This is a genomic window from Pseudomonas sp. NFACC04-2 (genome assembly GCF_900119265.1).
Classification (GTDB): Bacteria; Pseudomonadota; Gammaproteobacteria; order Pseudomonadales; family Pseudomonadaceae; genus Aquipseudomonas; species Aquipseudomonas fluorescens_AA.
On sequence record NZ_FPJC01000012.1, the window covers coordinates 98,528 to 124,499 of the forward strand.

Genomic DNA, 25,972 nt, shown 5'->3' on the forward strand with positions numbered 1-25,972 from the left:
AATAGTTGAAATGTGACCGGCGGTTCACTTTCGACCTTTGACACCAGCGTTTCTTGTCTATATTTTTTCGAAACTGAAAGTCACATTGCATGTCTCAAGCAGCAACCCGAGTTCAGGATGGGGATCCTGCCTCGGTGGAAATCGCGCAATCGTGCTGTATCGAACGCGCTGCAAAACAACAAAAAACCGAGGTTTGAATGACAACTGCTTTACAACAGCCATCCCTGGCCAGCCAATGCCTGGCCGAATTTCTGGGAACTGGCCTGCTGATCTTTTTCGGTACCGGTTGCGTCGCAGCGCTCAAGGTCGCGGGTGCGAGTTTCGGTTTGTGGGAAATCAGCCTCATCTGGGGCGTCGGTGTCAGCATGGCAATCTATCTGAGCGCAGGCATTTCCGGTGCCCACCTCAACCCCGCCGTCAGCATCGCCCTGTGCATGTTCACCGACTTCGAAAAGCGCAAGCTGCCTTTCTATATTGCGTCCCAAGTGACCGGCGCTTTCTGCGGCGCCCTGCTCGTCTACACGCTGTATAGCAATCTATTCTTCGATTTCGAACAGTCCCGGCACATGGTTCGTGGCACCGAAATGAGCCTCGAACTGGCTTCGGTGTTCTCCACCTACCCTCACGCGGCACTCTCCACTGGCCAAGCCTTCCTCGTGGAAGCGATCATCACCGCCATCCTGATGGGGGTGATCATGTCCTTGACCGATGACAACAACGGCTTGCCCCGTGGCCCGCTGGCACCCTTGCTGATCGGCCTGCTGATTGCCGTGATCGGCAGCTCCATGGGGCCGCTGACGGGCTTTGCGATGAACCCGGCGCGGGACTTCGGTCCTAAACTGATGACTTTCTTCGCAGGCTGGGGTGAAATTTCCCTCACGGGTGGACGCGACATCCCGTACTTCCTGGTTCCGATTTTTGCGCCGATCGTGGGTGCGTGCCTCGGTGCTGCGGCCTATCGCGGGTTGATCGCCCGTCACCTGCCCAGCGCCATGACAGCTACAAAGGATGTAGAACCGGCCATTGATGGCAAGCCCAGAACATCCTGAAACAGTCGGCGCAGGCCCTGCCATTCGAAGCCTGCGCCGTGGCTTCTTTTTACGTCTCCCTTTATGAAAGACCCGAGGCAATCGAAATGACCGATATCCAGAACAAGAACTACATCATTGCCCTCGACCAGGGTACGACCAGCTCGCGCGCGATCATCTTCGACCGTGATGCCAATGTGGTCTGCACCGCCCAACGCGAATTCGCCCAGCACTACCCGCAGGCCGGCTGGGTCGAACACGACCCGATGGAAATCTTCGCCACCCAGAGCGCGGTCATGGTCGAAGCCCTGGCCCAGGCCGGCCTGCACCATGACCAGGTGGCCGCCATCGGCATCACCAACCAGCGGGAAACCACCGTGGTCTGGGACAAGACCACCGGCCGGCCGATCTATAACGCCATCGTCTGGCAGTGCCGCCGCAGCACCGAGATCTGCCAACAGCTCAAACGCGACGGCCACGAGCAATACATCAGCCAGACCACCGGCCTAGTCACCGACCCGTACTTTTCCGGCACCAAGCTCAAGTGGATCCTGGACAACGTCGAAGGCAGCCGCGAGCGTGCGCGCAACGGTGAGCTGCTGTTCGGCACGGTCGATAGCTGGCTGATCTGGAAATTCACCGGTGGCAAGGTCCACGTCACCGACTACACCAACGCCTCGCGCACCCTGCTCTTCAACATTCACTCGTTGGAATGGGATGCGAAGATGCTCGAGATCCTCGACATCCCCCGGGAAATGCTCCCGGAAGTAAAGTCGTCCTCGGAAATCTATGGCCGCACCAAGAGCGGTATCGCCATCGGCGGCATCGCCGGCGACCAGCAGGCAGCCCTGTTCGGGCAAATGTGCGTGGAGCCGGGGCAGGCGAAAAACACCTACGGCACCGGCTGCTTCCTGCTGATGAACACCGGCAAAAAGGCCGTGAAATCCAATCATGGCATGCTCACCACCATCGCCTGCGGTCCCCGTGGCGAAGTGGCCTACGCCCTGGAAGGCGCTGTATTCAACGGCGGCTCCACCGTCCAGTGGCTGCGTGATGAACTGAAGATCATCAATGACGCCCTGGATACCGAATACTTTGCCAACAAGGTCAAGGACAGCAACGGTGTGTACCTGGTCCCCGCCTTCACCGGCCTGGGCGCGCCGTATTGGGACCCCTATGCCCGTGGCGCACTGTTTGGCCTGACCCGCGGCGTACGGGTCGATCACATCATTCGCGCAGCATTGGAGTCGATCGCCTACCAGACCCGCGACGTGCTCGACGCCATGCAACAGGATTCGGGCGAACGCCTCAGGGCCCTGCGCGTCGACGGTGGCGCGGTGGCGAACAACTTCCTGATGCAGTTCCAGGCCGACATCCTTGGCACCCAGGTCGAGCGGCCGAAAATGCGCGAAACCACGGCCCTGGGTGCGGCATACCTGGCCGGCCTGGCGTGCGGCTTCTGGGGCAGCCTGGAAGAACTGCGCGGCAAAGCGGTGATCGAGCGCGAATTCGAACCGCAACTGGACGAGGCGGCGAAAGAAAAACTCTATGCCGGCTGGCAGAAAGCGGTCAGCCGCACCCGCGATTGGGAGCCCCACGAAGACGCTGAATAAGCCTGATAAGGTTCTGAAACTGGTCGGGATCGGATTCCTGCGGCATCATGGGCAAATTTTGTACGGCAGCCCAAAGGAAGCCCCATGAATCTGCCTCCCCGCCAGCAGCAAATCCTCGAACTGGTCCGCGAACGCGGCTATGTCAGCATCGAGGAAATGGCGCAGTTATTCGTCGTCACCCCGCAAACCATCCGCCGTGACATCAACCAACTGGCGGAAGTGAACCTGCTGCGCCGCTACCACGGCGGCGCCGCCTACGATTCAAGCGTGGAAAACACCGCCTACGCCATGCGCGCCGATCAGATGCGCGACGAAAAGCAACGCATCGCCGAAGCCATCGCCGCCCAGATCCCCGATCACGCCTCGCTGTTCATCAACATCGGCACCACCACCGAATCCATCGCCCGGGCCCTGCTCAATCACAACCACCTGAAGGTCATCACCAACAACCTGCACGTGGCTTCGATCCTCAGCGCCAAGGACGACTTCGAAGTCCTGATCGCCGGCGGCAACGTACGGCGTGACGGCGGCGTGGTGGGCCAGGCGAGCGTCGACTTCATCAACCAGTTCAAGGTCGACTTCGCCCTGGTGGGCATCAGCGGTATCGACGAAGACGGCAGCCTGTTGGACTTCGACTACCAGGAAGTGCGGGTTTCCCAAGCCATCATCGCCAACGCCCGGCAAGTGCTGTTGGCGGCGGACTCCAGCAAGTTCGGACGCAATGCCATGGTCCGCCTGGGCCCGATCAGCCTGATCGATTGCCTGGTGACCGACCAGCAACCGGTGCCGGCCCTGGCGCAGCTACTGAGCCAGCACAAGATCCGCCTGGAAGTGGTCTGACGCTCTCCCGGTTACCCTGTGGCGAGGGAGCTTGCTCCCGCTGGGTGGCGGAGCCGCCACAATGATCTGACGCGACCTTTCAGGCACACCACGCCAGCCGGTTTTACGACTGCTTCGCAGCCGAGCGGGAGCAAGCTCCCTCGCCACAAAAGCACCTCGCTCAATAACTTTTTTGTTCGAAAATTTTCCTTTCAGCTTCCTTTGATCAGTATTTTCAATCGAAGTTGGCTGGCTGTTGCTGTCTTTATGGGCTAGTATTTTCGCAAATGAACATTTATGTTCGAATTCAAATATTACGAAAAGAACCCGAGGCCAGCCGATGCCCACTTCTACCTTGCCTACGCCCCCTCTCGCCGAGATCTATGACGTCGCCGTCATTGGCGGCGGTATCAATGGCGTGGGGATTGCCGCGGACGCTGCCGGTCGCGGTCTTTCGGTGTTCCTTTGTGAAAAGGACGACCTGGCCAGCCATACCTCGTCGGCCAGCAGCAAGCTGATCCACGGTGGTCTGCGCTACCTTGAACATTATGAATTCCGCCTGGTGCGTGAAGCGCTGGCCGAGCGTGAAGTGCTGCTGACCAAAGCCCCGCACATCGTCAAGCAAATGCGCTTCGTGTTGCCCCACCGCCCGCACCTGCGCCCGGCCTGGATGATTCGTGCCGGCCTGTTCCTCTACGATCACTTGGGCAAACGCGAGCAGCTCGCCGGCTCCAAAAGTTTGAAGTTCGGTGCCGACAGCGCGCTGAAAAGTGAGATCACCAAGGGCTTCGAATACTCCGACTGCTGGGTCGACGATGCGCGACTAGTGGTACTCAACGCCATGGCCGCCCGGGAAAAAGGCGCGCATATCCACACCCGCACCCGCTGTGTGAATGCCCGCCGCAGCAAAGGCCTGTGGCACTTGCACCTGGAACGCGCCGACGGCAGCCTGTTTTCTATCCGCGCCAAAGCGCTGGTGAACGCCGCCGGCCCGTGGGTCGCCAAGTTCATTCGCGATGATTTGAAGCTGGAGTCGCCCTATGGCATCCGCCTGATCCAGGGCAGCCACCTGATCGTACCGAAACTCTACGAAGGCGAGCATGCGCACATTCTGCAAAACGAAGATCAGCGCATCGTGTTCACCATTCCGTACCTGAACCAGTTCACACTGATCGGGACGACGGATCGCGAATACACCGGTGATCCGGCCAAGGTAGCGATTACTGAAGGTGAAACCGATTACCTGTTGAAAGTGGTCAACGCCCACTTCAAGAAGCAGATCGGCCGCGACGATATCCTGCACAGTTACTCCGGCGTACGGCCGCTGTGCAACGACGAATCCGACAACCCGTCGGCCGTCACCCGGGACTACACCCTGGCGCTTTCCGGTGGCGGCGAAGAAGCGCCCTTGCTGTCGGTATTCGGCGGCAAGCTGACCACTTATCGCAAATTGGCCGAATCGGCCATGGCGCAACTGGCGCCCTATTTCACACAGATGCGCGGAAGCTGGACCGCCGTAGAGGCCCTCCCCGGCGGCGAAAACATGACCACCCCGCAAGCGCTGTGCTCGGCGTTGCGGGACAAGTTCGACTGGCTGCCGACCGACATCGCCCGCCGCTGGGCCACCACCTATGGCAGCCGTACCTGGCGCATGCTCGAAGGCGTGCATGACCTTGGCGACCTGGGCGAACACCTCGGCGCCGGCCTTTACACCCGCGAGGTCGATTATCTGTGCAGCGACGAGTGGGCCGTCGATGTCCAGGACATCCTGTGGCGCCGCAGCAAGCTGGGCTTGTTCACCACTCCGGCCGAGCAGGAGAAGCTGCAGCAGTACTTGGATAAGGTCGAACACAACCGTCGCAAGATCGAAGCGGCCTGACGGATATCCTGCAAACCCCAAAGCCCCTGGATCCAACGATTCAGGGGCTTTTTTGCTATCTGGCGTCCACCGCTGCCCCCTGTGGGAGCGGGCTTGCTCGCGAAAAGGGCAGCACATCCAGCATCAAAGTGACTGACCTACCGCTTTCGCGAGCAAGCCCACTCCCACAGGATTGAGACGGGCCCAAACCATTCGGTTTTCCGAACACGACCCGTCAGTCAGTTCGGCTAACCGGATAAAGCAGCCCGTATAAAGCCTGAAACAAAACATTAATTTCTATATAAAACAATAAGTTAATCAAACAGTCCTGGTCTGGCACGAGTCATGCTCTACACTCGTGGAGACGAATGCCTGTACGCCAACACACCAGGAGCTGCCAGGCATCTCGAAGTACTCAGGGCCGACGAACCGGCCGAAATAAAAAAAACAATGTCGAGGAAACATCGATGCGTATCGTTCCCCATCTCCTGGGCGCAGCCATTGCTGCCGCTCTGATCAGTACTCCGGTTTTCGCAGCCGAACTGACCGGCACACTGAAAAAGATCAAAGAGTCCGGCGTCATTACGCTTGGGCATCGCGACGCTTCCATTCCGTTCTCCTACATCGCGGACGCTTCCGGCAAGCCGGTCGGCTACTCCCACGACATCCAGCTGAAAGTCGTCGAAGCGATCAAGAAAGACCTGGACCTGCCCAACCTGCAGGTCAAGTACAACCTGGTCACCTCGCAAACCCGTATCCCGCTGGTACAGAACGGCACCGTGGACCTGGAATGCGGCTCCACCACCAACAACGTCGAGCGTCAGCAGCAGGTTGACTTCTCCGTTGGCATCTTCGAGATCGGCACTCGGCTGCTGACCAAGAAAGATTCCAAATACAAGGATTTCGACGACCTCAAGGGCAAGAACGTCGTGACCACCGCCGGCACCACGTCCGAGCGCCTCCTCAAGTCCATGAACGCCGACAAGCAAATGGGCATGAACGTCATCTCCGCCAAGGACCATGGCGAGTCCTTCCAGATGCTCGAAGGCGGCCGCGCCGTTGCTTTCATGATGGACGATGCCCTGCTGGCCGGCGAAGCCGCCAAGGCCAAGAAAGCCGACGACTGGGCCGTGACCGGTACACCACAGTCCTACGAAATCTACGGCTGCATGATGCGCAAGGGCGACGAACCGTTCAAAAAGGCGGTGGATGACGCCATCAAGGCCACCTACGCTTCGGGCGAGATCAACAAGATCTACGAAAAATGGTTCATGCAGCCTATTCCGCCAAAAGGCCTGAACCTGAACTTCCCGATGAGCGAAGAACTCAAGGCACTGATCGCCAAGCCGACCGATAAAGCGGCTGACGACAAGAAATCCTGATTTCTGACTAACCTTATCTCCTGAAGGGGCGCGGCCCTTTCAGGGGATGGTCACTCCCTGCTGGCAAATCTGGAAACACTCGAACCGGTGGCTGTCGAGCCGATCGCGTGTGCCTGGCCTCCAAGCCGGGCGGGAACGGAGTTTCCCCAGGCGGGCATTTGTATATCGAACGATCTGAGGGGAGACCCTAATGAATTACAACTGGGACTGGGGCGTGTTCTTCAAGTCCACCGGCGTGGGCAGCGAGACCTATCTCGACTGGTACGTAGCCGGCCTGGGCTGGACCATTGCTATCGCCGTCGTGGCCTGGATCATCGCCCTGCTGCTGGGCTCGGTGCTCGGCGTGATGCGCACCGTGCCGAACCGGCTGGTGTCGGGGATCGCCACCTGCTACGTGGAACTCTTCCGTAATGTGCCGCTGCTGGTTCAGCTGTTCATCTGGTACTTCCTGGTGCCGGACCTGCTGCCCGCCGATATGCAGGAGTGGTACAAACAGGACCTGAACCCGACCACCTCGGCCTACCTGAGCGTCGTGGTGTGCCTGGGCCTGTTCACCGCCGCCCGAGTCTGCGAACAAGTGCGCACCGGCATCCAGGCGCTGCCGCGCGGCCAGGAGTCCGCCGCCCGAGCCATGGGCTTCAAGCTGCCGCAGATCTACTGGAACGTGCTGCTGCCCCAGGCCTACCGAATCATCATTCCGCCGCTCACCTCGGAATTTCTCAACGTCTTCAAGAACTCCTCCGTGGCCTCGCTGATCGGCCTGATGGAGCTGCTCGCGCAGACCAAGCAGACCGCCGAGTTCTCCGCCAACCTGTTCGAAGCCTTCACCCTGGCGACGCTGATCTACTTCACCCTGAACATGAGCCTGATGCTGCTCATGCGCATGGTCGAGAAGAAGGTCGCGGTGCCCGGCCTGATCTCCGTGGGGGGTAAATGATGGAATTCGATTTCACTGGCGTCATACCGGCCATTCCCGGCTTGTGGAACGGCATGGTGATGACCCTCAAGCTGATGGCCCTGGGCGTCGTCGGCGGGATCATCCTGGGGACAATCCTGGCGCTGATGCGCCTGTCCCACAACAAGCTGGTCTCCAATATCGCGGGCGCCTACGTCAACTATTTCCGCTCAATTCCGCTGCTGCTGGTCATCACCTGGTTCTACCTGGCGGTGCCGTTCGTGCTGCGCTGGATCACCGGCGAGGACACGCCGATCGGTGCGTTCGGCTCCTGCGTCGTGGCGTTCATGATGTTCGAGGCCGCGTACTTCTGCGAAATCGTGCGGGCCGGCGTGCAGTCGATCGCCAAGGGCCAGATGGGTGCCGCCCAGGCACTGGGCATGAACTATGGCCAGACCATGCGCCTGATCATCCTGCCCCAGGCGTTTCGCAAGATGACCCCGCTGCTGCTGCAACAGAGCATCATCCTGTTTCAGGACACCTCGCTGGTCTACACGGTCGGCCTGGTGGACTTCCTCAATGCTTCGCGGGCCAATGGCGACATCATCGGCCGCTCCAATGAGTTCCTGATCATCGCAGGTCTCGTGTACTTCACAATCAGCTTTGCCGCCTCGCTGCTGGTCAAGCGTCTGCAAAAAAGGTTCGCCGTATGATCTCTATCAAGAACATCAACAAGTGGTATGGGGACTTCCAGGTACTGACCAATTGCAGCACCGAGGTCAGCAAGGGTGAAGTTGTGGTGGTGTGCGGACCATCGGGTTCGGGCAAATCCACGCTGATCAAGTGCGTGAATGCCTTGGAACCGTTCCAGAAAGGCGACATCGTGGTCGATGGCACCTCCATCGCCGACCCGAAGACCAACCTGCCGAAACTGCGTTCGCGGGTGGGCATGGTGTTCCAGCATTTCGAACTGTTCCCGCACCTGACCATCACCGAAAACCTGACCATCGCGCAGATCAAGGTGCTGGGCCGCAGCAAGGAAGAAGCCACTAAAAAAGGCCTGCAACTGCTTGAGCGGGTCGGTCTCTCGGCCCACGCCCACAAGCACCCGGGCCAGCTCTCCGGCGGCCAGCAGCAGCGCGTGGCGATTGCCCGTGCGCTGGCGATGGACCCGGTGGTGATGCTGTTTGACGAACCGACCTCGGCCCTTGACCCGGAAATGGTCAACGAAGTGCTCGACGTGATGGTGCAACTGGCCCACGAAGGCATGACCATGATGTGCGTGACCCACGAAATGGGCTTCGCCCGCAAAGTGGCGAACCGGGTGATTTTCATGGACCAGGGCCAGATCATCGAAGACTGCAAGAAAGAAGAGTTCTTCGGCGACATCAGTGCCCGCTCCGAACGCGCGCAGCATTTCCTCGAGAAAATCCTGCAGCACTAAAAACACCGCTCCCCACTGTGGGAGCGAGCTTGCTCGCGAATAGGGCAGCACATTCAACATCAATGTGGCTGACACACCGCTTTCGCGAGCAAGCTCGCTCCCACAAGGGATCGGAGTTGGCTTGTAGATTTGTGTTGTGGTTGACCCAAGGCTTCTGTGATGAAATGCGACCCCACCCTCTATCGCGCCGCGCCGCCATCACTCGCCGTGAAACCCCGCCTGATCCGCCATCTGTTCCTGCCGCCGCTGGTCATTGCGCTGATGATCGGCCTGGGTTACCTCGGCTTCTGGATCAGCGAACACTATGGCGTGCGTGGCCTGGCCGAGAATGGCGAGCGCCAGCTGGAGCTGCACGCCCGTGCGGTCGAGAGCGAAATCAGCAAGTACACCTACCTGCCCAGCCTGCTGGAGCTTGAATCGAGTGTCTCGCGCCTGCTCGACGACCCCACGCCCGAGCATCGCAAGACCGTCAACGAATACCTCGAAGGCCTGAACCGCCGCAGCCGCAGCCGGGCCATCTACGTGATGGACACCACCGGTCGGGTGATGGCCACCAGCAACTGGCGCGATGTCGACAGTTACCTGGGCGAAGACCTGTCCTTCCGTGCCTATTTCCAGAACGCCGTACGCGGCCAGCCGGGACGGTTCTACGGCATCGGCAGCACCAATGGCGAACCCGGCTACTACCTGGCCCATGGCTTGGAGCAACAGGGCAAAATCATTGGCGTGGCCGTGGTCAAGGTGCGCCTAGAAGCCTTGGAAGAGCGCTGGCAGAGAGCGCGGCTGGAGGCGTTCGTCAGTGATGAGAACGGCATCATCATCCTGTCCAGCGACCCGGCGCGACGGCTCAAGTCGGTGCGGCCCCTGAGCGACGAAACCAAGGAACGCCTGGCCCGCAGCCTGCAATATTATTGGTTCCCGCTCAATGAACTGGTACCCCTGGCCCGGGAACGCCTGGCCGAAGGCATGGAGAAGCTGACCTTCCCGGCCAACGCCGAACTGGTGTCCGACGAACGCGCCATCAGCTACCTGTCGCAGACCCGGCCCTTGAGCGATACCCCGTGGAATTTCACCCTGCTGACGCCCCTTGAAGACCTACGTCGCCAGGCGATCAACCAAGGCATCCTGGTGGCCGTGGCCTTCGCCCTGGTGGCGTTCCTGCTGATCGCCTGGAACGAACGACGCAAGGTCATCGCTACCCGCCTTGCGGCCCGGGAAGCCTTGCAGGAAGCCAACAACCAGCTCGAGCGTCGGATTACCGAACGCACCACCGACCTGCGCGCCAGCAACGAACGCCTCAAGGGCCAGATCCGTGAGCGACGCCAGGCCGAAGAGACCTTGCGCCGGGCCCAGGACGAACTGGTCCAGGCCGGTAAATTGGCGGCCATCGGCCAGATGTCCACCAGCATCGCCCATGAACTCAACCAGCCGCTGGCGGCGCTGCGCACCTTGTCTGGCAATACCGTACGCTTCCTGGAGCGCGGCCAGCTGGACATCGCCAGCACCAACCTCAAGACCATCAACGAATTGATCGACCGCATGGGCCGGATCACCGCCAGCCTGCGCGCCTTCGCCCGGCGCGGCGATGACCAGGGCCGGGCGAGCCTGGGCAAGGCCGTCGAGGCCGCATTGCAATTGCTGGGCGGGCGCCTGGAAAACCTGGACATCCAGATCCACAGCGGTTTCGATGACGTCCAATTGCAAATCGACCAGACCCGCCTCGAACAGATCCTGGTGAACCTGATCGGCAACGCCCTGGACGCCATGCAAACGCAACCCGAGCCGAAACTGTGGCTCGACGGCCAAGCCGCCGATGGCAAGTATCGCCTTCGGGTGCGGGACAATGGTCACGGCATCGACCCGGAAGCCCGCAAGCATTTGTTCGAACCGTTCTTCACCACCAAACCTGGCGAACAGGGCCTGGGCCTGGGCCTGACGCTCTCGGCGAGCCTGGCCGCCGCCGCGGGTGGACACCTGGGCGTCGAGTACCCGCTTGAGCGTGGCACTACGTTTGTCCTCAATCTACCGTTGGTCAGCCTTTCACCTGCCGAGCCGCTATGAACCACGACCTGAGCGTACTGATCGTCGAAGACGACCCCCACGTCCTGCTGGGCTGCCAGCAGGCCCTGAGCCTGGAAGACATTCCCTGCATCGGCGTGGGCAGCGCCGAAGAGGCCCTGGAGCGAGTCGACGATAACTTTGCCGGCATCGTCATCAGCGATATTCGGCTGCCGGGCATCGACGGCCTGGAACTGCTGACGCGTCTCAAGGCGCGGGATCGCAGCCTGCCGGTGGTGCTGATCACCGGCCACGGCGACATTTCCATGGCCGTCGGGGCCATGCAAAAAGGCGCCTATGACTTCATGGAGAAACCCTTCTCCCCCGAGCGCCTGGTGGAGGTCGCCCGTCGCGCCCTGGAACAGCGCAGCCTGGCCCGTGAAGTTTTCTCACTGCGTCGACAACTGGCCGAACGCGACTCCCTGGAAGGCCGGATCATTGGCCGCTCGCCGGCCATGCAGCATCTGCGCGCGCTGATCGCCAACGTTGCCGACACCTCGGCCAACGTTCTGATCGAAGGCGAAACCGGCACCGGGAAGGAACTGGTCGCCCGCTGCCTGCATGATTTCAGCCGGCGCCATGACAAGCAGTTCGTCGCGCTGAACTGCGGCGGCCTGCCGGAGAACCTGTTCGAAAGCGAGATTTTCGGCCACGAGGCCAACGCCTTCACCGGTGCCGGCAAACGCCGTATCGGCAAGATCGAGCACGCCGATGGCGGCACGCTGTTTCTCGATGAAGTGGAAAGCATGCCCCTGCCCTTGCAGATCAAGTTGCTGCGCGTGTTGCAGGAACGCACCCTCGAACGTCTGGGCTCGAACCAGAGCGTGGCGGTGGACTGCCGGGTGATCGCCGCCACCAAGTCCGACCTGGACGAAATGGGCCGGTCCGGGCAATTCCGCAGCGACCTGTATTACCGCCTCAACGTGGTGACCCTGGAACTGCCGCCCCTGCGCGAGCGGCGCGAAGACATCCTGCAATTGTTCGAGCATTTTCTTCAGCAGTCGTCCCTACGCTTCGACCGCACGGTGCCGGAGCTGGACAACCAGACCCTGTCGAACCTGATGAGTCACGACTGGCCGGGCAATGTGCGCGAACTGCGCAACGTCGCCGAGCGCTACGCCCTCGGCCTGCCGGCGTTCAAGAGGTCTGGTGCCAGCAGCGGCAGCCAGGGCCTGGCCTTCGCCGAAGCGGTGGAGGCGTTCGAGCGCAACCTGCTGGTGGACGCCCTGCAACGCAGCGGCGGCAACCTGACCCAGGCCAGTCAGGAACTGGGCATGGCCAAGACCACGCTGTTCGACAAAGTCAAAAAATATGGCCTGAGCCATTAACCGAAGGGTGAACGTGTGGACCTGATTTTCAAGGCGGCGCTGGGTGCAGCCGTGGTGGTCATCCTGGCGATGCTGGCCAAGACCAGGAATTACTACATCGCCGGGCTGGTGCCGCTGTTCCCCACCTTCGCCCTGATTGCCCACTACATCGTTGGCAAAGGTCGCTCGGTGGACGATCTGAAGACCACCATCGTGTTTGGCATGTGGTCGATCATTCCGTACTTTGTCTATCTCGCAACGCTGTACGTCATGGTCGACCGCCTGCGCCTCGAAGCCTCATTGGCCGTGGCAGCCGTCGCCTGGCTGATGGCGGCGACGGTGCTGGTCACCGTTTGGGTGCGGGTTCACGGCTGATCCCTGTAAAAACCTACGGCTCAATAGCCGACGGTAAACCGCGTCCGCGAAAACTGCGGCGCTTCCACTTCATCGATCATCGCAATGGCGTAGTCGGCGAAGCTGATCCAGCTACGCCCGTCGGCGTCGAACAGCAGGTGATCCTTGCCGACACGGAACTGGCCCGTGCGCTCGGTTTCGACGAACTCCGCCGAAGGCGAAAGGAAGGTCCAGTCCAGGTCCTGTTCCTTGCGCAGCACATCCAGGAACAATGCACCGGCGCTGGCTTCGGCCAGGTACTCCTCCGGGAAGCCGTCGCTGTCGATCACCCGGCTGTTATCCGGCAGCAGCAACGAACCGGCCCCGCCGACCACCAGCAAGCGCTTGACCCCGGCGGCTTTCACCGGTGCGATGACCTTGTCGGCCGGCACGCTGGCAAAGTGCGCGGCACTGATCACCACGTCATGCCCGTCGATGGCGGCGATCAGCGCCTCGCTGTCCAATACGTCCAACTGCTTGCTGACCACCCCGGCCCTTTCGCCGACTTTCGCGGTGTTGCGGGCAATGGCTGTCACGCTGTGACCACGGCGCAGGGCCTCTTCCAACAGTTGGCTACCCGCACGCCCGGTGGCGCCGATGATTGCGATTTTGCTCATGGTGTTCTCCAGTGATTAGCGATGTTGAAATACATGCTCTTGTGCTCTGATCAAAGATGGGTATTCACCACTTCATCTCGCCCTTCGCCACCTTGGCACTGAGCTCCAGGGAGCTGTCTTCACCCAGGTCCGGATAGCGTAGTTTCATGGCACGGATCAGCGCGGCGGAATCCTTGGCTTTGGCGGTTTCTTCGTCGAAAGCCTTGATGTAATCGGCGGTGAAGCGCACCGGGGCCAGGGAACGGGCGCTTTCGCCCAGGTAATGGCCAGGGATGACAGTGGCCGGTTGCAGTTTTTCGATATTGTCCAGCGTCGCCAGCCAATCCTTGTGAGACTGCGGCGTCTGGGTATCGGCCATCCACACATGAAGGTTCTCGGCCACCACGACACCGCCAACCACAGCCTTGATCGATGGAATCCACACGAAACTGCGGTCCGGCTGCGGGCCATCGAGGCCGACGACCTGCAAGCGCTGGCCTTCCAGGGTCAGGCTGTCGCCCTTGAGCACCTGGGGCACGATGGCTTTGGTCGGCGCATCGGTCTTCAGGATCGGCCCCCAGTATTTCAGTTTGCCGTCCATGGTGTGCTTGATGTGTTCGACGGTCGGCGCCGACGCCAGCACCTTGGCCTCAGGGAACGCGGCGGTGAGGGTCTCCAGGCCAAAATAGTAGTCTGGATCGCCGTGGCTGATGTAGATCGTGGTCAGTTGTTTGCCGCTGGCGCGGATTTTTTCCACCACTTGTGCGGCCTGGGACTTGCCGAACTGGGCGTCTACCAGGATCGCCTCCTTCTCGCCGCTGACCAGTACCGAGGTCACCGGAAAAATCGCCGCCGTACCCGGGTTATAGACGTCCAATGTCAGGTCCGCGGCCCAGGCGTGGGCGGCGAACGCCATTGATGCGGTCGCCAGCAACAGGCGCTTGAATGGGGTGAATGCGATCATGGGTGCTCCGTTGTCCAAAAGTCCGAAAGGAATGAGACGGAGCTTAGTGACCTGGTTCATTTCAAAAAATGCGATGATCCAACATAGTTTGTTTCTAAAATCGGGCAAATCATGGATCGTCTACAAGCAATGCGGGTGTTCGTCACGGTGCTCGACCTGGGCAGCCAGTCGGCGGCGGCCGAGCATCTGGACCTGTCGCGGCCGGTGGTATCGCGCTACCTGGCGGAGCTGGAAGATTGGGTCGGTGCCCGGCTGATGCACCGCACCACCCGCAAGCTGAGCCTGACGGCCGCAGGCGCCGAGATCCTGCCGCGCTGCCGGCAGATGCTGGAGCTGTCCGGCGACATGCAAGCCGCCGTCGGCACCCCGGACGACGCGCCACGGGGCATGTTGCGCATCAGCGCCAGCACCTCGTTCGGCCAGGCCCAACTGGCGAGCGCCATGGCCGAGTACGTCAAGCGCTACCCAGGGGTGAGCGTCGACCTGCAGATGCTCGACCGCACCGTGAACCTGGTGGACGAGCGCATCGACCTGGCGATCCGTATGAGCAACGACCTGGACCCGAACCTGATCGCCCGCCGCCTGACGGTCTGCCGTTCGGTGATCTGCGCCTCGCCGCGGTATCTGCGTGAGCATTCGACACCGTTGCGCGTGGAAGACCTGAGCCGGCACAACTGCCTCACCCACTCCTACGTCGGCAAGAGCCTGTGGCATTTCGAGCAGGACGGCGAGCAGGTCTCGGTGCCGGTGCAAGGCAACATCAGCGCCAACGAAGCCAGCACATTGCTTCAAGCCACGATAGCCGGCGCAGGCGTGGCGATGCTGCCCAGCTACCAGGCCGGCGCCCACCTCAAGAACGGCGAACTGATCCGTCTGCTGCCCCATGCCGAACCGCGCCGGATGAACATGTACGCGGTGTACGCCTCACGCAAGCACATGCCCTCGGCGCTGCGCAGCCTGCTGGATTTTCTGGTGCTGAAGTTTCCCGAGACGCCGGAGTGGGATGTGGGGTTGTAGCCAGTATTGGCCTCACCGAGCCCCCCTGTGGGAGCGGGCTTGCTCGCGAAGACGTAGTGTCAGCAAAGCAGATGTCGATTGATACACCGCTTTCGCGAGCAAGCCCGCTCCCACAGGAGTTCGATGTCTTTCTCAAGCCTTGCACCAGGATTTCACCAACAGCCCGCCCCAAGGCATACTGGCCACCCTCCGCATCCCAGAACCTAAAACCGCCCCATGCGTATCCACGTCAGTTTCATCGACCGCGTCGGCATCACCCAGGAAGTCCTGGCCTTGCTCGGTGGGCGCAATCTCAATCTGGATGCGGTGGAGATGGTGCCCCCCAACGTCTACATCGACGCCCCGACCCTCAGCCCGCAAGTGCTCGACGAGCTGCGCGAGGCGCTGTTCAGTGTGCGCGGCGTGCAGGCGGTGACCGTGGTGGACATCCTGCCGGGCCAGCGTCGGCACTTGCAGCTCGACGCCTTGCTCGCCGCCATGACCGACCCGGTGCTGGCCTTGGACAGCGTCGGCAAGGTCTTGCTGGCCAACCCGGCGCTGATCGCCCTGTACGGTCGGGAACCGGCTGGGGAAAGCGTGGCCGAGCTGTTCAGTGACGAGGCATTGCTCGGCGCCCTGCTGGAAAATGGTTTCCGCCTGCCCTTGCGGGAGGTCACCCTCAATGGCCAGACCTTGCTGCTGGACGCAACCCCCATCACCGACGCCGGCGCGCTGCTGACGCTCTACCAGCCGAACCGCATCGGCGAACGCCTGTCGGCGCTGCACCACGATCACGCCGAAGGCTTCGACGCACTGCTGGGCGAATCCCCGTCGATCCGCACCCTCAAGGCCCGGGCTCAGCGGGTCGCGGCCCTGGATGCACCGCTGCTGATTCAGGGCGAAACCGGCACCGGCAAGGAACTGGTGGCCCGGGCTTGCCACGCCATCAGCGCTCGTCACAGCGCGCCGTTCCTGGCCCTGAACTGCGCCGCGCTGCCGGAGAACCTGGCGGAAAGCGAGCTGTTCGGCTACGCCCCCGGCGCCTTCACCGGGGCGCAACGGGGCGGCAAGCCCGGGCTGATGGAGTTGGCGAACCAGGGCACGGTATTCCTCGATGAAATCGGCGAGATGTCGCCGTACCTGCAAGCCAAGCTCCTGCGTTTCTTGAACGATGGCAGCTTCCGCCGGGTGGGCGGCGACCGGGAAGTCAAAGTCAACGTGCGGATCCTCAGCGCCACCCACCGCAACCTGGAGAAAATGGTCAGCGAAGGCTCGTTCCGCGAGGACCTGTTCTATCGCCTGAACGTGCTCAACGTCGAAGTCCCACCGTTGCGCGAACGCGGCCAGGACATCCTGCTGCTGGCGCGCTACTTCATGCAGCAGGCCTGCGCGCAGATCCAGCGCCCGGTCTGCCGCCTGGCTCCCGGTACTTATCCGGCGCTGCTGGGCAACCGCTGGCCGGGCAACGTGCGGCAACTGCAGAACGTGATCTTCCGCGCCGCCGCCATCTGCGAAAGCAGCCTGGTGGACATCGGCGACCTGGACATCGCCGGCACCTCCGTGGCGCGCCAGGGCGATGTGGAAGTAGAAAGCCTGGAGCAGGCCGTGGAAACCTTCGAGAAGCACCTGCTCGAGAGCCTCTACGCCAACTACCCCTCCACCCGCCAGCTGGCCAGCCGCCTGCAAACCTCCCATACCGCGATTGCCCATCGATTGCGCAAGTACGGGATTTCCAACAAGCCGTAGGCTTACTCGGTCTCCTGTGGGAGCGGGCTTGCTCGCGAAGACGTAATGTCAGCAAAGCAGATGTCGATTGACACACCGCTTTCGCGAGCAAGCCCGCTCCCACAGGGGGCTCTGTGTCGTGGTCAAAAATCGCCTCAAAAACGACCTCCACCTGTACTGAAAGCGCTACAGTGGAACGATATCGCTACACCTCGCGCTAACCTGCGCCGTGCAAGGCTTTGATCCCACAACGATTTTTTCCAGGCGTCCAGCTGTAGCGATTTCGCTACAGACAAGTCAACCCAAGACTTGATGAAACAATCCAAGCCATTGATAGATAAGGCATTAATAACATTGGCCGCATTCTTGCTATGGATAAACCATTCGGCCGAGCCATGCCTCGCGCCTTTCTTCGCGTCCACCAGACGAATCTGGCCCCAGGAGTTTCCATGAGCGAGTTGCGTTTCACTGAAGATCACGAATGGCTGCGCACCGAAGCCGACGGCAGCGTCACCGTAGGCATTACCGCTTTCGCGCAGAACGCATTGGGCGACGTGGTTTTTGTGCAACTGCCTGAATTGCAGGCCTATGAAAAAGGCGCCGAGGCCTCTACCGTGGAGTCGGTCAAGGCTGCCAGCGGCGTGTACATGCCCCTGGACGGTGAAGTGCTCGAAGTGAACGCCAAGCTTGACGCCAGCCCGGAACTGGTGAACGAAGATCCGCTGGGCGAAGGCTGGTTCTTCCGCTTTAAACCGACCGACGCCGACGCAGTGGCTAAGCTGTTGGATCAAGACGCCTACGATCGCCTGATCAAAGCCAACGCCGAAGCCTGAGGAGCGCACCATGACCGTTAATCTCGGCACCGCCAACGAATTCATCGCCCGCCACATCGGCCCGCGCGCCAGCGACGAGCAAGCCATGCTTGAGCGCCTGGGTTACGACTCCCTGGAAGCGTTGAGCGCCAGCGTCATCCCCGAAAGCATCAAGGGCACCAGCGTGCTGGATATGGGCGACGGCCAGAGCGAAGCCGACGCACTGGCCTCGATCAAGGCCATCGCCAGCAAGAACCAACTGTTCAAGACCTACATCGGCCAGGGCTACTACAACTGCCACACGCCGGCACCGATCCTGCGCAACCTGCTGGAAAACCCGGCCTGGTACACCGCCTACACCCCGTATCAGCCAGAAATTTCCCAAGGCCGTCTCGAAGCGCTGTTGAACTTCCAGACCCTGATCAGCGACCTCACCGGCCTGCCGATCGCTAACGCCTCGTTGCTCGACGAAGCCACCGCCGCCGCCGAAGCCATGACCTTCTGCAAGCGCCTGAGCAAGAACAAGGGCAGCAACGCCTTCTTCGCCTCCGTGCACAGCCACCCGCAAACCCTCGACGTGCTGCGCACCCGTGCCGAGCCCCTGGGCATCGACGTGGTGGTGGGCGATGAGCGCGAACTGAGCGACGTCAGCGGCTTCTTCGGCGCGCTGCTGCAATATCCGGCCAGCAACGGCGACCTGTTCGACTACCGCGAACTGACCGAACGCTTCCACGCCGCCAACGCCCTGGTGGCCGTTGCCGCGGACCTGCTGGCCTTGACCTTGCTGACCCCACCGGGTGAATTCGGTGCCGACGTGGCCATCGGCAGCGCCCAGCGCTTCGGCGTGCCGCTGGGCTTCGGCGGCCCACACGCGGCGTACTTCTCCACCAAGGACGCCTTCAAACGCGACATGCCGGGCCGTCTGGTCGGTGTTTCCGTGGACCGTTTCGGCAAGCCGGCCCTGCGCCTGGCAATGCAGACCCGCGAGCAACACATCCGCCGCGAGAAAGCCACGAGCAACATCTGCACTGCCCAGGTGCTGTTGGCCAACATCGCCAGCATGTACGCCGTGTACCACGGCCCCAAAGGCCTGGTGCAAATCGCCAACCGCATCCATCGCCTGACCGCGATCCTCGCCAAGGGCCTGGGCGCGCTGGGCCTGAGCGTCGAGCAAGAGAGCTTCTTCGACACCCTGACCCTGCACACCGGCGCGCAAACCGCCGCCCTGCACGACAAGGCCCGCGCCCAACGCATCAACCTGCGCGTGGTGGATACGGAACGCCTGGGCCTGTCCCTGGACGAGACCACCAGCCAAGCTGACGTCGAAGCACTGTGGAGCCTACTGGCCGACGGCAAGGCACTGCCGGACTTCGCGGCGCTGGCCGCCACCGTGCAAAGCCGCATCCCAGCTGAGCTGCTGCGCCAATCGGCGATCCTCAGCCACCCGGTGTTCAACCGCTACCACTCCGAAACCGAGCTGATGCGCTACTTGCGCAAGCTCGCCGACAAGGACCTGGCCCTGGATCGCACCATGATCCCGCTGGGTTCCTGCACCATGAAACTCAACGCCGCCAGCGAAATGATCCCGGTGACCTGGGCCGAGTTCGGCGCCCTGCACCCGTTCGCCCCGGCGGAGCAAAGCGCTGGCTACCAGCAACTGACCGACGAACTGGAAGCCATGCTCTGCGCCGCCACCGGCTATGACGCGGTGTCGCTGCAACCCAACGCCGGTTCCCAGGGCGAATACGCCGGCCTGCTGGCGATCCGCGCCTATCACCAGAGCCGTGGCGAAGACCGTCGCGACATCTGCCTGATCCCGTCCTCGGCCCACGGCACCAACCCGGCCACCGCCAATATGGCCGGCATGCGCGTGGTCGTGACCGCCTGCGATGCCCGTGGCAACGTCGACATCGAAGACCTGCGGGCCAAGGCCATCGAGCACCGCGAACACCTCGCCGCGCTGATGATCACCTACCCGTCCACCCACGGCGTATTCGAAGAAGGCATCCGCGAAATCTGCGGCATCATTCATGACAACGGCGGCCAGGTGTACATCGACGGCGCCAACATGAACGCCATGGTCGGCCTCTGCGCCCCAGGCAAGTTCGGCGGCGACGTGTCGCACCTGAACCTGCACAAGACCTTCTGCATCCCCCACGGTGGTGGCGGCCCGGGCGTCGGCCCGATTGGCGTCAAATCGCACCTGGCACCATTCCTGCCGGGCCATGCCAACATGGCACGCAAGGAAGGCGCGGTGTGCGCGGCGCCGTTCGGCAGCGCGAGCATCCTGCCGATCACCTGGATGTACATCCGCATGATGGGCGGCGCGGGCCTCAAGCGCGCCTCGCAACTGGCGATCCTCAACGCCAACTACATCGCCCGTCGCCTGGAAGAACACTACCCAGTGCTCTACTCCGGCAGCAACGGCCTGGTGGCCCACGAGTGCATTCTCGATTTACGTCCGCTCAAGGACAGCAGTGGCATCAGTGTCGATGACGTGGCCAAGCGCCTGATCGACTTCGGTTTCCACGCGCCGACCATGTCGTTCCCGGTGGCCGGCACGTTGATGATCGAACCGACCGAAAGCGAATCCAAGGAAGAACTGGACCGTTTCTGCGACGCCATGATCTGCATCCGCGAAGAAATCCGTGCGGTGGAAAATGGCAGCCTGGACAAAGACGACAATCCGCTGAAGAACGCCCCGCACACCGCGGCGGAGCTCGTCGGCGAGTGGACCCACCCCTACAGCCGCGAACAGGCGGTGTACCCGGTGGCGTCGTTGATCGATGGCAAATACTGGCCGCCGGTGGGTCGGGTCGACAACGTGTTCGGCGACCGCAACCTGGTCTGCGCCTGCCCGTCGATCGAAAGCTACGCTTGACCTGTGAGGGGAGAAGTAACTTCTCCCCTCACAATCACCGCATTTCCCCTTGTGGGAGCGGGCTTGCTCGCGAAGGCGTAGTGTCAGCCAATCAAATGTTGACTGACACTACGCCTTCGCGAGCAAGCCCGCTCCCACAGGAGATCTACACCAATCTCTTCAACCGTCGATCCTCATAAAAAGAAACCGGAGAAACACCATGTCGTTAAGCGTGTTCGACCTGTTCAAGATCGGTATCGGTCCTTCCAGCTCCCATACCGTCGGCCCGATGCGTGCCGCTGCCCGTTTCGCCGAAGGGCTACGCCGCGACGATCTGCTTGAAAGCATTACCAGCGTCAAGGTCGAGCTCTACGGCTCGCTCGGTGCCACCGGCAAGGGCCACGGCAGTGACAAAGCCGTGCTGCTGGGCCTGGAGGGCGAGCATCCCGACACCGTGGACACCGAAACGGTGAACGCCCGGCTCCAGGAGATCCGCAGCAGCGGTCGCCTGAACCTGCTCGGCCAACACTCCATTGAATTCAACGAAAAACTGCACTTGGCGATGATCCGCAAGCCGCTGGCCTTTCATCCCAACGGCATGATCTTCCGCGCCTTCGATGCCGCCGGGCTGCAAGTGCGCAGCCGCGAGTACTACTCGGTCGGTGGCGGCTTTGTCGTGGATGAAGACGCCGCCGGTGCCGACCGCATCGTCGAAGACGCCACGCCCCTGACCTTCCCGTTCAAGAGCGCCAAGGATCTGCTGGGCCATTGCACCACCTATGGCCTGTCCATCAGCCAGGTGATGCTGACCAACGAAAGCGCCTGGCGCCCCGAAGCCGAGACCCGCGCCGGCCTGCTGAAGATCTGGCAGGTGATGCAGGATTGCGTGGCGGCCGGCTGTCGCAACGAAGGGATTCTCCCGGGCGGGCTGAAGGTCAAGCGCCGGGCTGCGGCGTTGCACCGCCAGTTGTGCAAGAACCCCGAAGCCGCACTGCGCGACCCACTGTCGGTGCTGGATTGGGTCAATCTGTATGCCTTGGCCGTCAACGAAGAAAATGCCTATGGCGGGCGCGTCGTCACCGCCCCGACCAACGGCGCGGCGGGCATCGTCCCGGCCGTGCTGCATTACTACATGCGCTTCATTCCCGGGGCCAACGAGGATGGCGTGGTGCGGTTCCTGCTGACCGCCGCCGCCATCGGCATCCTGTACAAGGAAAACGCCTCCATCTCCGGCGCCGAAGTCGGTTGCCAGGGTGAAGTCGGCGTGGCCTGTTCCATGGCCGCCGGCGCCTTGTGCGAAGTGCTCGGCGGCACCGTGCAGCAAGTGGAAAACGCCGCCGAGATCGGCATGGAACACAACCTCGGCCTGACCTGCGACCCGATCGGCGGGCTGGTGCAGGTGCCGTGCATCGAACGCAACGCCATGGGTTCGGTGAAAGCCATCAACGCAGTGCGCATGGCCATGCGCGGCGATGGGCATCACTTCGTCTCCCTCGACAAAGTCATCCGCACCATGCGCCAGACCGGCGCCGACATGAAAAGCAAATACAAGGAGACCGCCCGCGGCGGTCTGGCGGTCAACATCATCGAATGCTGACGCGCGCCATTCTCATTTTCCAGGAGCTGATATGTCCACCGAACAACTGTTGAAAACCCCGCTGCACGCCCTGCACCTTGAACTCGGCGCCCGCATGGTGCCGTTCGCCGGCTACGACATGCCGGTGCAATACCCACTGGGCGTGATGAAGGAACACCAGCACACCCGCGATCAGGCCGGGCTGTTCGACGTGTCCCACATGGGCCAGATCCGCCTGAGCGGCGCAGGCGCCGCCAAGGCCCTGGAAACCCTGGTGCCGGTGGACATTATCGACCTGCCGGTGGGCATGCAGCGCTACGCCATGTTCACCAACGAGAACGGCGGCATCCTTGACGACCTGATGGTCGCCAACCTGGGCAATGACGAGCTGTTCCTGGTGGTCAACGCCGCCTGCAAGGAACAGGACCTGGCTCACCTGCGTGCGCACATTGGCGATCAGTGCACTATCGAGCCGCTGTTCGAAGCCCGTGCCCTGCTTGCCCTGCAAGGCCCGGCCGCCGTCACCGTGCTCGCCCGCCTGGCGCCGGACGTGGCGAAGATGACCTTCATGCAGTTCCAGCGCGTCACGCTGTTGGGCGTGGAGTGCTTTGTCAGCCGTTCGGGCTACACCGGTGAAGACGGTTTCGAAATCTCCGTCCCCGCCGCCGACGCGGAAAAACTCGCCCGCGCCTTGCTGGCCGAGCCGGAAGTCGCGCCCATTGGCCTCGGCGCCCGTGACTCCCTGCGCCTGGAAGCCGGCCTGTGCCTGTATGGCCACGACATGAACACCGAGACGACGCCGATCGAAGCCAGTCTGCTGTGGGCCATTTCCAAAGTGCGCCGTGCCGATGGCGCCCGCGCCGGTGGTTTCCCCGGCGCCGAGAGCGTGTTCGCCCAACAACAGGGCGGCGTCAAACGCAAACGCGTCGGCCTGCTGCCCCAGGAACGCACACCCGTGCGCGAAGGCGCAGAGATCGTCAACGAAGCTGGCGAGACCATCGGCTCTGTGTGCAGCGGCGGTTTCGGCCCGACCTTGGGCGCTCCGTTGGCGATGGGTTACCTGGACAGCGCCTATGTGGCGCTGGATACGCCGGTCTGGGCCATCGTGCGTGGGAAAAAGGTGCCTTTGCTTGTAAGCAAAATGCCATTCGTCCCACAGCGCTACTACCGCGGCTGATTGGTTGTTTCTATAAGTAACGCGGTTGCGTTATACGTGCACTAATGTGTCACGCAACCGCCATAAAAAGGTGCATATCTTTCGACATTCAACCGACCTTATAACGGTCGTAAACAATTGAACTAGCCTATCGAATAAGCCCTGCTCCGCAAGCGGCGTAAATGCGGGCTAGCTGAGCAAATACGGGGCCTTCCGGGGGGTTGTTTTTTTATTCGAAGTTGGCGTAGAGTTTGGTCACTGTGTTTGCATGGGTCGCTTGGAATCGTGACCTGGGCAGTAGCTTATGAAGTTCGCTACATCCCGTTCGACGTCTCTTACTTTCCTGCAACCCAGCCCAGTACTCTTTCATGCGAAAGAGGCTGTCATCAATTTTAGCGTCAAAGGAAATAAGAAAATGTCTCAACGTCAGAGCGGTACCGTCAAGTGGTTCAACGACGAAAAGGGTTTTGGTTTTATCACGCCTGAAAGCGGTCCGGACCTGTTCGTGCATTTCCGCGCCATCCAGGGCAACGGCTTCAAAAGCCTGAAAGAAGGCCAGAAAGTTACTTTCGTTGCCGTGCAAGGCCAGAAAGGCATGCAGGCTGACGAGGTTCAAGCCGAAGCCTGAGGCTTTCGCACACTAAAAAGCCCCTGATTGATATCAGGGGCTTTTTTATGGGCGTAAATCCGTAAAATGGCTTCTTTTTTCAGCCGAGGCCATCATGCCGAAACACCTGCTCACGCCCCAGGGCGACTTTCCCCCCGCCGGCCTGGGCCGTCGCCTGGCGGCGATGTTTTATGACTTTTTGCTGTGCACAGCGCTGCTGATCGTCACCAGCGGTGCTTACAAGATGATCCAGATGGCGATCATTGGCGAAGAAAAAATGCGCGCCCTGACCGAAGCCGGCGCCCTGGACGGCGACCCGCTGCTGTCCACCGTGCTGCTGTTCGTGCTGTTCGGCTTCTTCGCCAAGTTCTGGACCCACAACGGCCAGACCCTGGGCATGCAGGTGTGGTGCATCCGCGTACAGAACGCCGATGGCACGGCCATCAGTCTGTGGCAGGCGCTGTTGCGGTTCGTGGTGTCGATTGCGTCACTGCTGCTGGTGGGGTTGGGCTTCATCTGGGCGCTGTTCGATAAGCGCCAGCGCAGCTGGCATGACATCTACTCGGAAACGCAGCTGGTGCGGATTCCCAAGAAGACCAAGTAAAGCCACCTAATCAGAAAAGTTGAAATACATTTGTGGGGAGGGGATTTATCCCCTCGCCACAAAAAAACCTCGCAAGTCTCAATATCTTCTTCTGTCTCAAGCATTCCCCGCCAGCTTCATCCGCGCCGCCTGGGTGAAGTCCAGCATGCGCTTGAGCGGGCGAATCGCCTGGGGGATCAACGCCGGGTCGACGAAGATCTCGTTGGCACCTTCCTGCAGGCTCTTGAGCGTGCGCTCCAGGGTGTTCATGGCCATCCATGGGCAGTGCGCACAACTGCGGCATGCCGCGCCGTTACCGGCGGTAGGGGCTTCGATGAAGACCTTGTCCGGGCACAGCTGCTGCATCTTGTAGAAAATGCCCCGGTCGGTGGCGACGATCAGCGTCTTGTTCGGCAGGGTCTGGGCCGCGGCGATCAACTGGCTGGTGGAGCCCACGGCGTCCGCCAGCTCGATCACCGACGTCGGCGACTCCGGGTGCACCAGAATCGCGGCGTCCGGGTACAGCGCCTTCATGTCCTCCAACTGCTTGGACTTGAACTCTTCGTGGACGATGCAGGCACCGTCCCAGAGCAACATGTCGGCGCCGGTCTTGCGCTGGATGTAAGTCCCCAGGTGCTTGTCCGGGCCCCAGATGATCGTCTCGCCGTTGTCCATCAGGCTCTCGACGATTTCCAGCGCGCAACTGGACGTCACCACCCAGTCAGCCCGGGCCTTGACCGCCGCCGAGGTGTTGGCATAAACCACCACGGTGCGCTCCGGATGCTGGTCGCAGAACGCCGAGAACTCGTCCACCGGGCAGCCCAGGTCCAGGGAGCAGGTGGCTTCCAGGGTCGGCATCAACACGCGTTTTTCGGGGTTGAGAATCTTGGCGGTCTCGCCCATGAACTTGACCCCGGCCACCACCACGGTCTTGGCCGGGTGGGCATTGCCGAAGCGGGCCATTTCCAAGGAGTCGGACACGCAACCACCGGTCTCTTCGGCCAGGGCCTGGATGACCGGGTCACAGTAGAAGTGCGCGACCAGCACCGCGTCCTGAGCCTTGAGCTCGGCGGCGATGGCGGCGCGATACCAGGCTTCTTGCTCGGCGGTCAGCGGCTTGGGCTGCTTGGCGTCGAGGTGGGCCTGGACCAGAAGGCGTTCGGAAATTTGCGTCATGTTCGCAAGACCTGCAAGCGCGTTTAGCGCGAAAGTCGAGTATACACCCGGCTCCGGACCACTCGGGTACCGCCGGGAAAGTGGGTATCAATCAGGCAAGGGACAGCGTGAAGCCGGCAAGGCT

Annotated in this window: 22 protein-coding genes; 19 read left to right on the plus strand and 3 right to left on the minus strand. The window is 61.6% G+C overall.

What is annotated here, in order from left to right:
• Positions 1-197: 197 nt before the first annotated feature.
• The 11 genes from BT125_RS17300 (at position 198) to BT125_RS17350 (ending at position 12,779) form a co-directional block, all read left to right on the plus strand.
• Positions 198-1,049, plus strand: coding sequence for an MIP/aquaporin family protein (locus BT125_RS17300; RefSeq protein ID WP_072408720.1), 852 nt, complete (start codon positions 198-200; stop codon positions 1,047-1,049).
• 86 nt (positions 1,050-1,135) lie between these two features.
• Positions 1,136-2,641: a glycerol kinase GlpK gene (gene glpK / locus BT125_RS17305; RefSeq protein WP_060740931.1), complete on the plus strand. Its 1,506-nt coding sequence runs from the start codon at positions 1,136-1,138 to the stop codon at positions 2,639-2,641.
• Between the two features lie 84 nt (positions 2,642-2,725).
• Complete coding sequence (locus BT125_RS17310) at positions 2,726-3,481, plus strand: DeoR/GlpR family transcriptional regulator (protein ID WP_003204973.1); 756 nt, start codon at positions 2,726-2,728, stop codon at positions 3,479-3,481.
• A gap of 319 nt (positions 3,482-3,800) precedes the next feature.
• Positions 3,801-5,339: a glycerol-3-phosphate dehydrogenase gene (glpD, locus tag BT125_RS17315; protein WP_072408722.1), complete on the plus strand. Its 1,539-nt coding sequence runs from the start codon at positions 3,801-3,803 to the stop codon at positions 5,337-5,339.
• A gap of 446 nt (positions 5,340-5,785) precedes the next feature.
• Positions 5,786-6,700: a glutamate/aspartate ABC transporter substrate-binding protein gene (locus BT125_RS17320; RefSeq protein WP_072408724.1), complete on the plus strand. Its 915-nt coding sequence runs from the start codon at positions 5,786-5,788 to the stop codon at positions 6,698-6,700.
• 190 nt (positions 6,701-6,890) lie between these two features.
• Positions 6,891-7,637 carry an amino acid ABC transporter permease gene (locus tag BT125_RS17325; RefSeq protein ID WP_014339891.1) on the plus strand — a complete coding sequence of 249 codons (747 nt, stop codon included), beginning with the start codon at positions 6,891-6,893 and terminating at the stop codon, positions 7,635-7,637.
• Positions 7,637-8,308, plus strand: coding sequence for an amino acid ABC transporter permease (locus BT125_RS17330; RefSeq protein ID WP_072408865.1), 672 nt, complete (start codon positions 7,637-7,639; stop codon positions 8,306-8,308). Before BT125_RS17325 ends, BT125_RS17330 begins: the two co-directional genes overlap by 1 nt.
• The gene (locus tag BT125_RS17335) at positions 8,305-9,039 is read left to right on the plus strand and encodes an amino acid ABC transporter ATP-binding protein (protein WP_003204983.1); all 735 of its coding nucleotides are present in this window, start codon (positions 8,305-8,307) and stop codon (positions 9,037-9,039) included. The genes BT125_RS17330 and BT125_RS17335 overlap by 4 nt, the downstream gene beginning before the upstream one ends.
• Before the next feature lie 159 nt (positions 9,040-9,198).
• Positions 9,199-11,100, plus strand: a complete 1,902-nt coding sequence (locus tag BT125_RS17340; protein WP_072408726.1) for a two-component sensor histidine kinase AauS — start codon at positions 9,199-9,201, stop codon at positions 11,098-11,100.
• Complete coding sequence (locus BT125_RS17345) at positions 11,097-12,425, plus strand: two-component response regulator AauR (protein WP_072408728.1); 1,329 nt, start codon at positions 11,097-11,099, stop codon at positions 12,423-12,425. Before BT125_RS17340 ends, BT125_RS17345 begins: the two co-directional genes overlap by 4 nt.
• Positions 12,426-12,449: 24 nt before the next feature.
• Positions 12,450-12,779: a GlpM family protein gene (locus BT125_RS17350; RefSeq protein WP_170842284.1), complete on the plus strand. Its 330-nt coding sequence runs from the start codon at positions 12,450-12,452 to the stop codon at positions 12,777-12,779.
• Positions 12,780-12,799: 20 nt separating this feature from the next.
• Here the strand turns inward: BT125_RS17350 and BT125_RS17355 are convergent, their stop codons facing one another.
• Positions 12,800-13,414, minus strand: a complete 615-nt coding sequence (locus BT125_RS17355; RefSeq protein WP_072408730.1) for an NAD(P)-dependent oxidoreductase — start codon at positions 13,412-13,414, stop codon at positions 12,800-12,802.
• 64 nt (positions 13,415-13,478) lie between these two features.
• Complete coding sequence (locus tag BT125_RS17360; RefSeq protein ID WP_072408732.1) at positions 13,479-14,357, minus strand: MBL fold metallo-hydrolase; 879 nt, start codon at positions 14,355-14,357, stop codon at positions 13,479-13,481.
• A 111-nt stretch (positions 14,358-14,468) separates the two neighbouring features.
• Here BT125_RS17360 and BT125_RS17365 point away from each other — a divergent pair, with 111 nt between their 5' ends.
• The 8 genes from BT125_RS17365 (at position 14,469) to BT125_RS17400 (ending at position 24,693) form a co-directional block, all read left to right on the plus strand.
• Complete coding sequence (locus BT125_RS17365; RefSeq protein ID WP_072408734.1) at positions 14,469-15,374, plus strand: LysR family transcriptional regulator; 906 nt, start codon at positions 14,469-14,471, stop codon at positions 15,372-15,374.
• Positions 15,375-15,590: 216 nt separating this feature from the next.
• Positions 15,591-17,099 (plus strand): sigma-54-dependent transcriptional regulator, encoded by a 1,509-nt coding sequence (locus tag BT125_RS17370; protein WP_072408736.1) that lies wholly within the window; start codon positions 15,591-15,593, stop codon positions 17,097-17,099.
• Between the two features lie 428 nt (positions 17,100-17,527).
• On the plus strand, positions 17,528-17,911 hold the full coding sequence (gene gcvH / locus BT125_RS17375) for a glycine cleavage system protein GcvH (RefSeq protein WP_072408738.1): 384 nt from the start codon (positions 17,528-17,530) through the stop codon (positions 17,909-17,911).
• Positions 17,912-17,921: 10 nt separating this feature from the next.
• Positions 17,922-20,771 carry an aminomethyl-transferring glycine dehydrogenase gene (gcvP, locus tag BT125_RS17380; protein ID WP_072408740.1) on the plus strand — a complete coding sequence of 950 codons (2,850 nt, stop codon included), beginning with the start codon at positions 17,922-17,924 and terminating at the stop codon, positions 20,769-20,771.
• Positions 20,772-20,970: 199 nt separating this feature from the next.
• Entirely contained in the window at positions 20,971-22,347 is a 1,377-nt protein-coding gene (locus BT125_RS17385; RefSeq protein WP_072408742.1) for an L-serine ammonia-lyase, read from the plus strand.
• Between the two features lie 31 nt (positions 22,348-22,378).
• A complete protein-coding gene (gcvT, locus tag BT125_RS17390) occupies positions 22,379-23,503 on the plus strand; it encodes a glycine cleavage system aminomethyltransferase GcvT (RefSeq protein ID WP_072408744.1) in 1,125 nt (374 codons plus the stop codon).
• Positions 23,504-23,897: 394 nt separating this feature from the next.
• Complete coding sequence (locus tag BT125_RS17395) at positions 23,898-24,110, plus strand: cold-shock protein (RefSeq protein WP_003175786.1); 213 nt, start codon at positions 23,898-23,900, stop codon at positions 24,108-24,110.
• Positions 24,111-24,204: 94 nt separating this feature from the next.
• Entirely contained in the window at positions 24,205-24,693 is a 489-nt protein-coding gene (locus BT125_RS17400) for an RDD family protein (protein ID WP_060740916.1), read from the plus strand.
• 96 nt (positions 24,694-24,789) lie between these two features.
• Here the strand turns inward: BT125_RS17400 and nadA are convergent, their stop codons facing one another.
• Positions 24,790-25,848, minus strand: a complete 1,059-nt coding sequence (gene nadA / locus BT125_RS17405; RefSeq protein ID WP_072408746.1) for a quinolinate synthase NadA — start codon at positions 25,846-25,848, stop codon at positions 24,790-24,792.
• Positions 25,849-25,972 lie beyond the last annotated feature (124 nt).

Coding starts and splice junctions, on each gene's coding strand:
- BT125_RS17300 (WP_072408720.1), top strand. CDS start 198: ATGACAACTGCTTTACAACAGCCATCCCTGGCCAGCCAATGCCTGGCC.
- glpK (WP_060740931.1), top strand. CDS start 1,136: ATGACCGATATCCAGAACAAGAACTACATCATTGCCCTCGACCAGGGT.
- BT125_RS17310 (WP_003204973.1), top strand. CDS start 2,726: ATGAATCTGCCTCCCCGCCAGCAGCAAATCCTCGAACTGGTCCGCGAA.
- glpD (WP_072408722.1), top strand. CDS start 3,801: ATGCCCACTTCTACCTTGCCTACGCCCCCTCTCGCCGAGATCTATGAC.
- BT125_RS17320 (WP_072408724.1), top strand. CDS start 5,786: ATGCGTATCGTTCCCCATCTCCTGGGCGCAGCCATTGCTGCCGCTCTG.
- BT125_RS17325 (WP_014339891.1), top strand. CDS start 6,891: ATGAATTACAACTGGGACTGGGGCGTGTTCTTCAAGTCCACCGGCGTG.
- BT125_RS17330 (WP_072408865.1), top strand. CDS start 7,637: ATGGAATTCGATTTCACTGGCGTCATACCGGCCATTCCCGGCTTGTGG.
- BT125_RS17335 (WP_003204983.1), top strand. CDS start 8,305: ATGATCTCTATCAAGAACATCAACAAGTGGTATGGGGACTTCCAGGTA.
- BT125_RS17340 (WP_072408726.1), top strand. CDS start 9,199: ATGAAATGCGACCCCACCCTCTATCGCGCCGCGCCGCCATCACTCGCC.
- BT125_RS17345 (WP_072408728.1), top strand. CDS start 11,097: ATGAACCACGACCTGAGCGTACTGATCGTCGAAGACGACCCCCACGTC.
- BT125_RS17355 (WP_072408730.1), bottom strand. CDS start 13,414: ATGAGCAAAATCGCAATCATCGGCGCCACCGGGCGTGCGGGTAGCCAA.
- BT125_RS17360 (WP_072408732.1), bottom strand. CDS start 14,357: ATGATCGCATTCACCCCATTCAAGCGCCTGTTGCTGGCGACCGCATCA.
- BT125_RS17365 (WP_072408734.1), top strand. CDS start 14,469: ATGGATCGTCTACAAGCAATGCGGGTGTTCGTCACGGTGCTCGACCTG.
- BT125_RS17370 (WP_072408736.1), top strand. CDS start 15,591: ATGCGTATCCACGTCAGTTTCATCGACCGCGTCGGCATCACCCAGGAA.
- gcvH (WP_072408738.1), top strand. CDS start 17,528: ATGAGCGAGTTGCGTTTCACTGAAGATCACGAATGGCTGCGCACCGAA.
- gcvP (WP_072408740.1), top strand. CDS start 17,922: ATGACCGTTAATCTCGGCACCGCCAACGAATTCATCGCCCGCCACATC.
- BT125_RS17385 (WP_072408742.1), top strand. CDS start 20,971: ATGTCGTTAAGCGTGTTCGACCTGTTCAAGATCGGTATCGGTCCTTCC.
- gcvT (WP_072408744.1), top strand. CDS start 22,379: ATGTCCACCGAACAACTGTTGAAAACCCCGCTGCACGCCCTGCACCTT.
- BT125_RS17395 (WP_003175786.1), top strand. CDS start 23,898: ATGTCTCAACGTCAGAGCGGTACCGTCAAGTGGTTCAACGACGAAAAG.
- BT125_RS17400 (WP_060740916.1), top strand. CDS start 24,205: ATGCCGAAACACCTGCTCACGCCCCAGGGCGACTTTCCCCCCGCCGGC.
- nadA (WP_072408746.1), bottom strand. CDS start 25,848: ATGACGCAAATTTCCGAACGCCTTCTGGTCCAGGCCCACCTCGACGCC.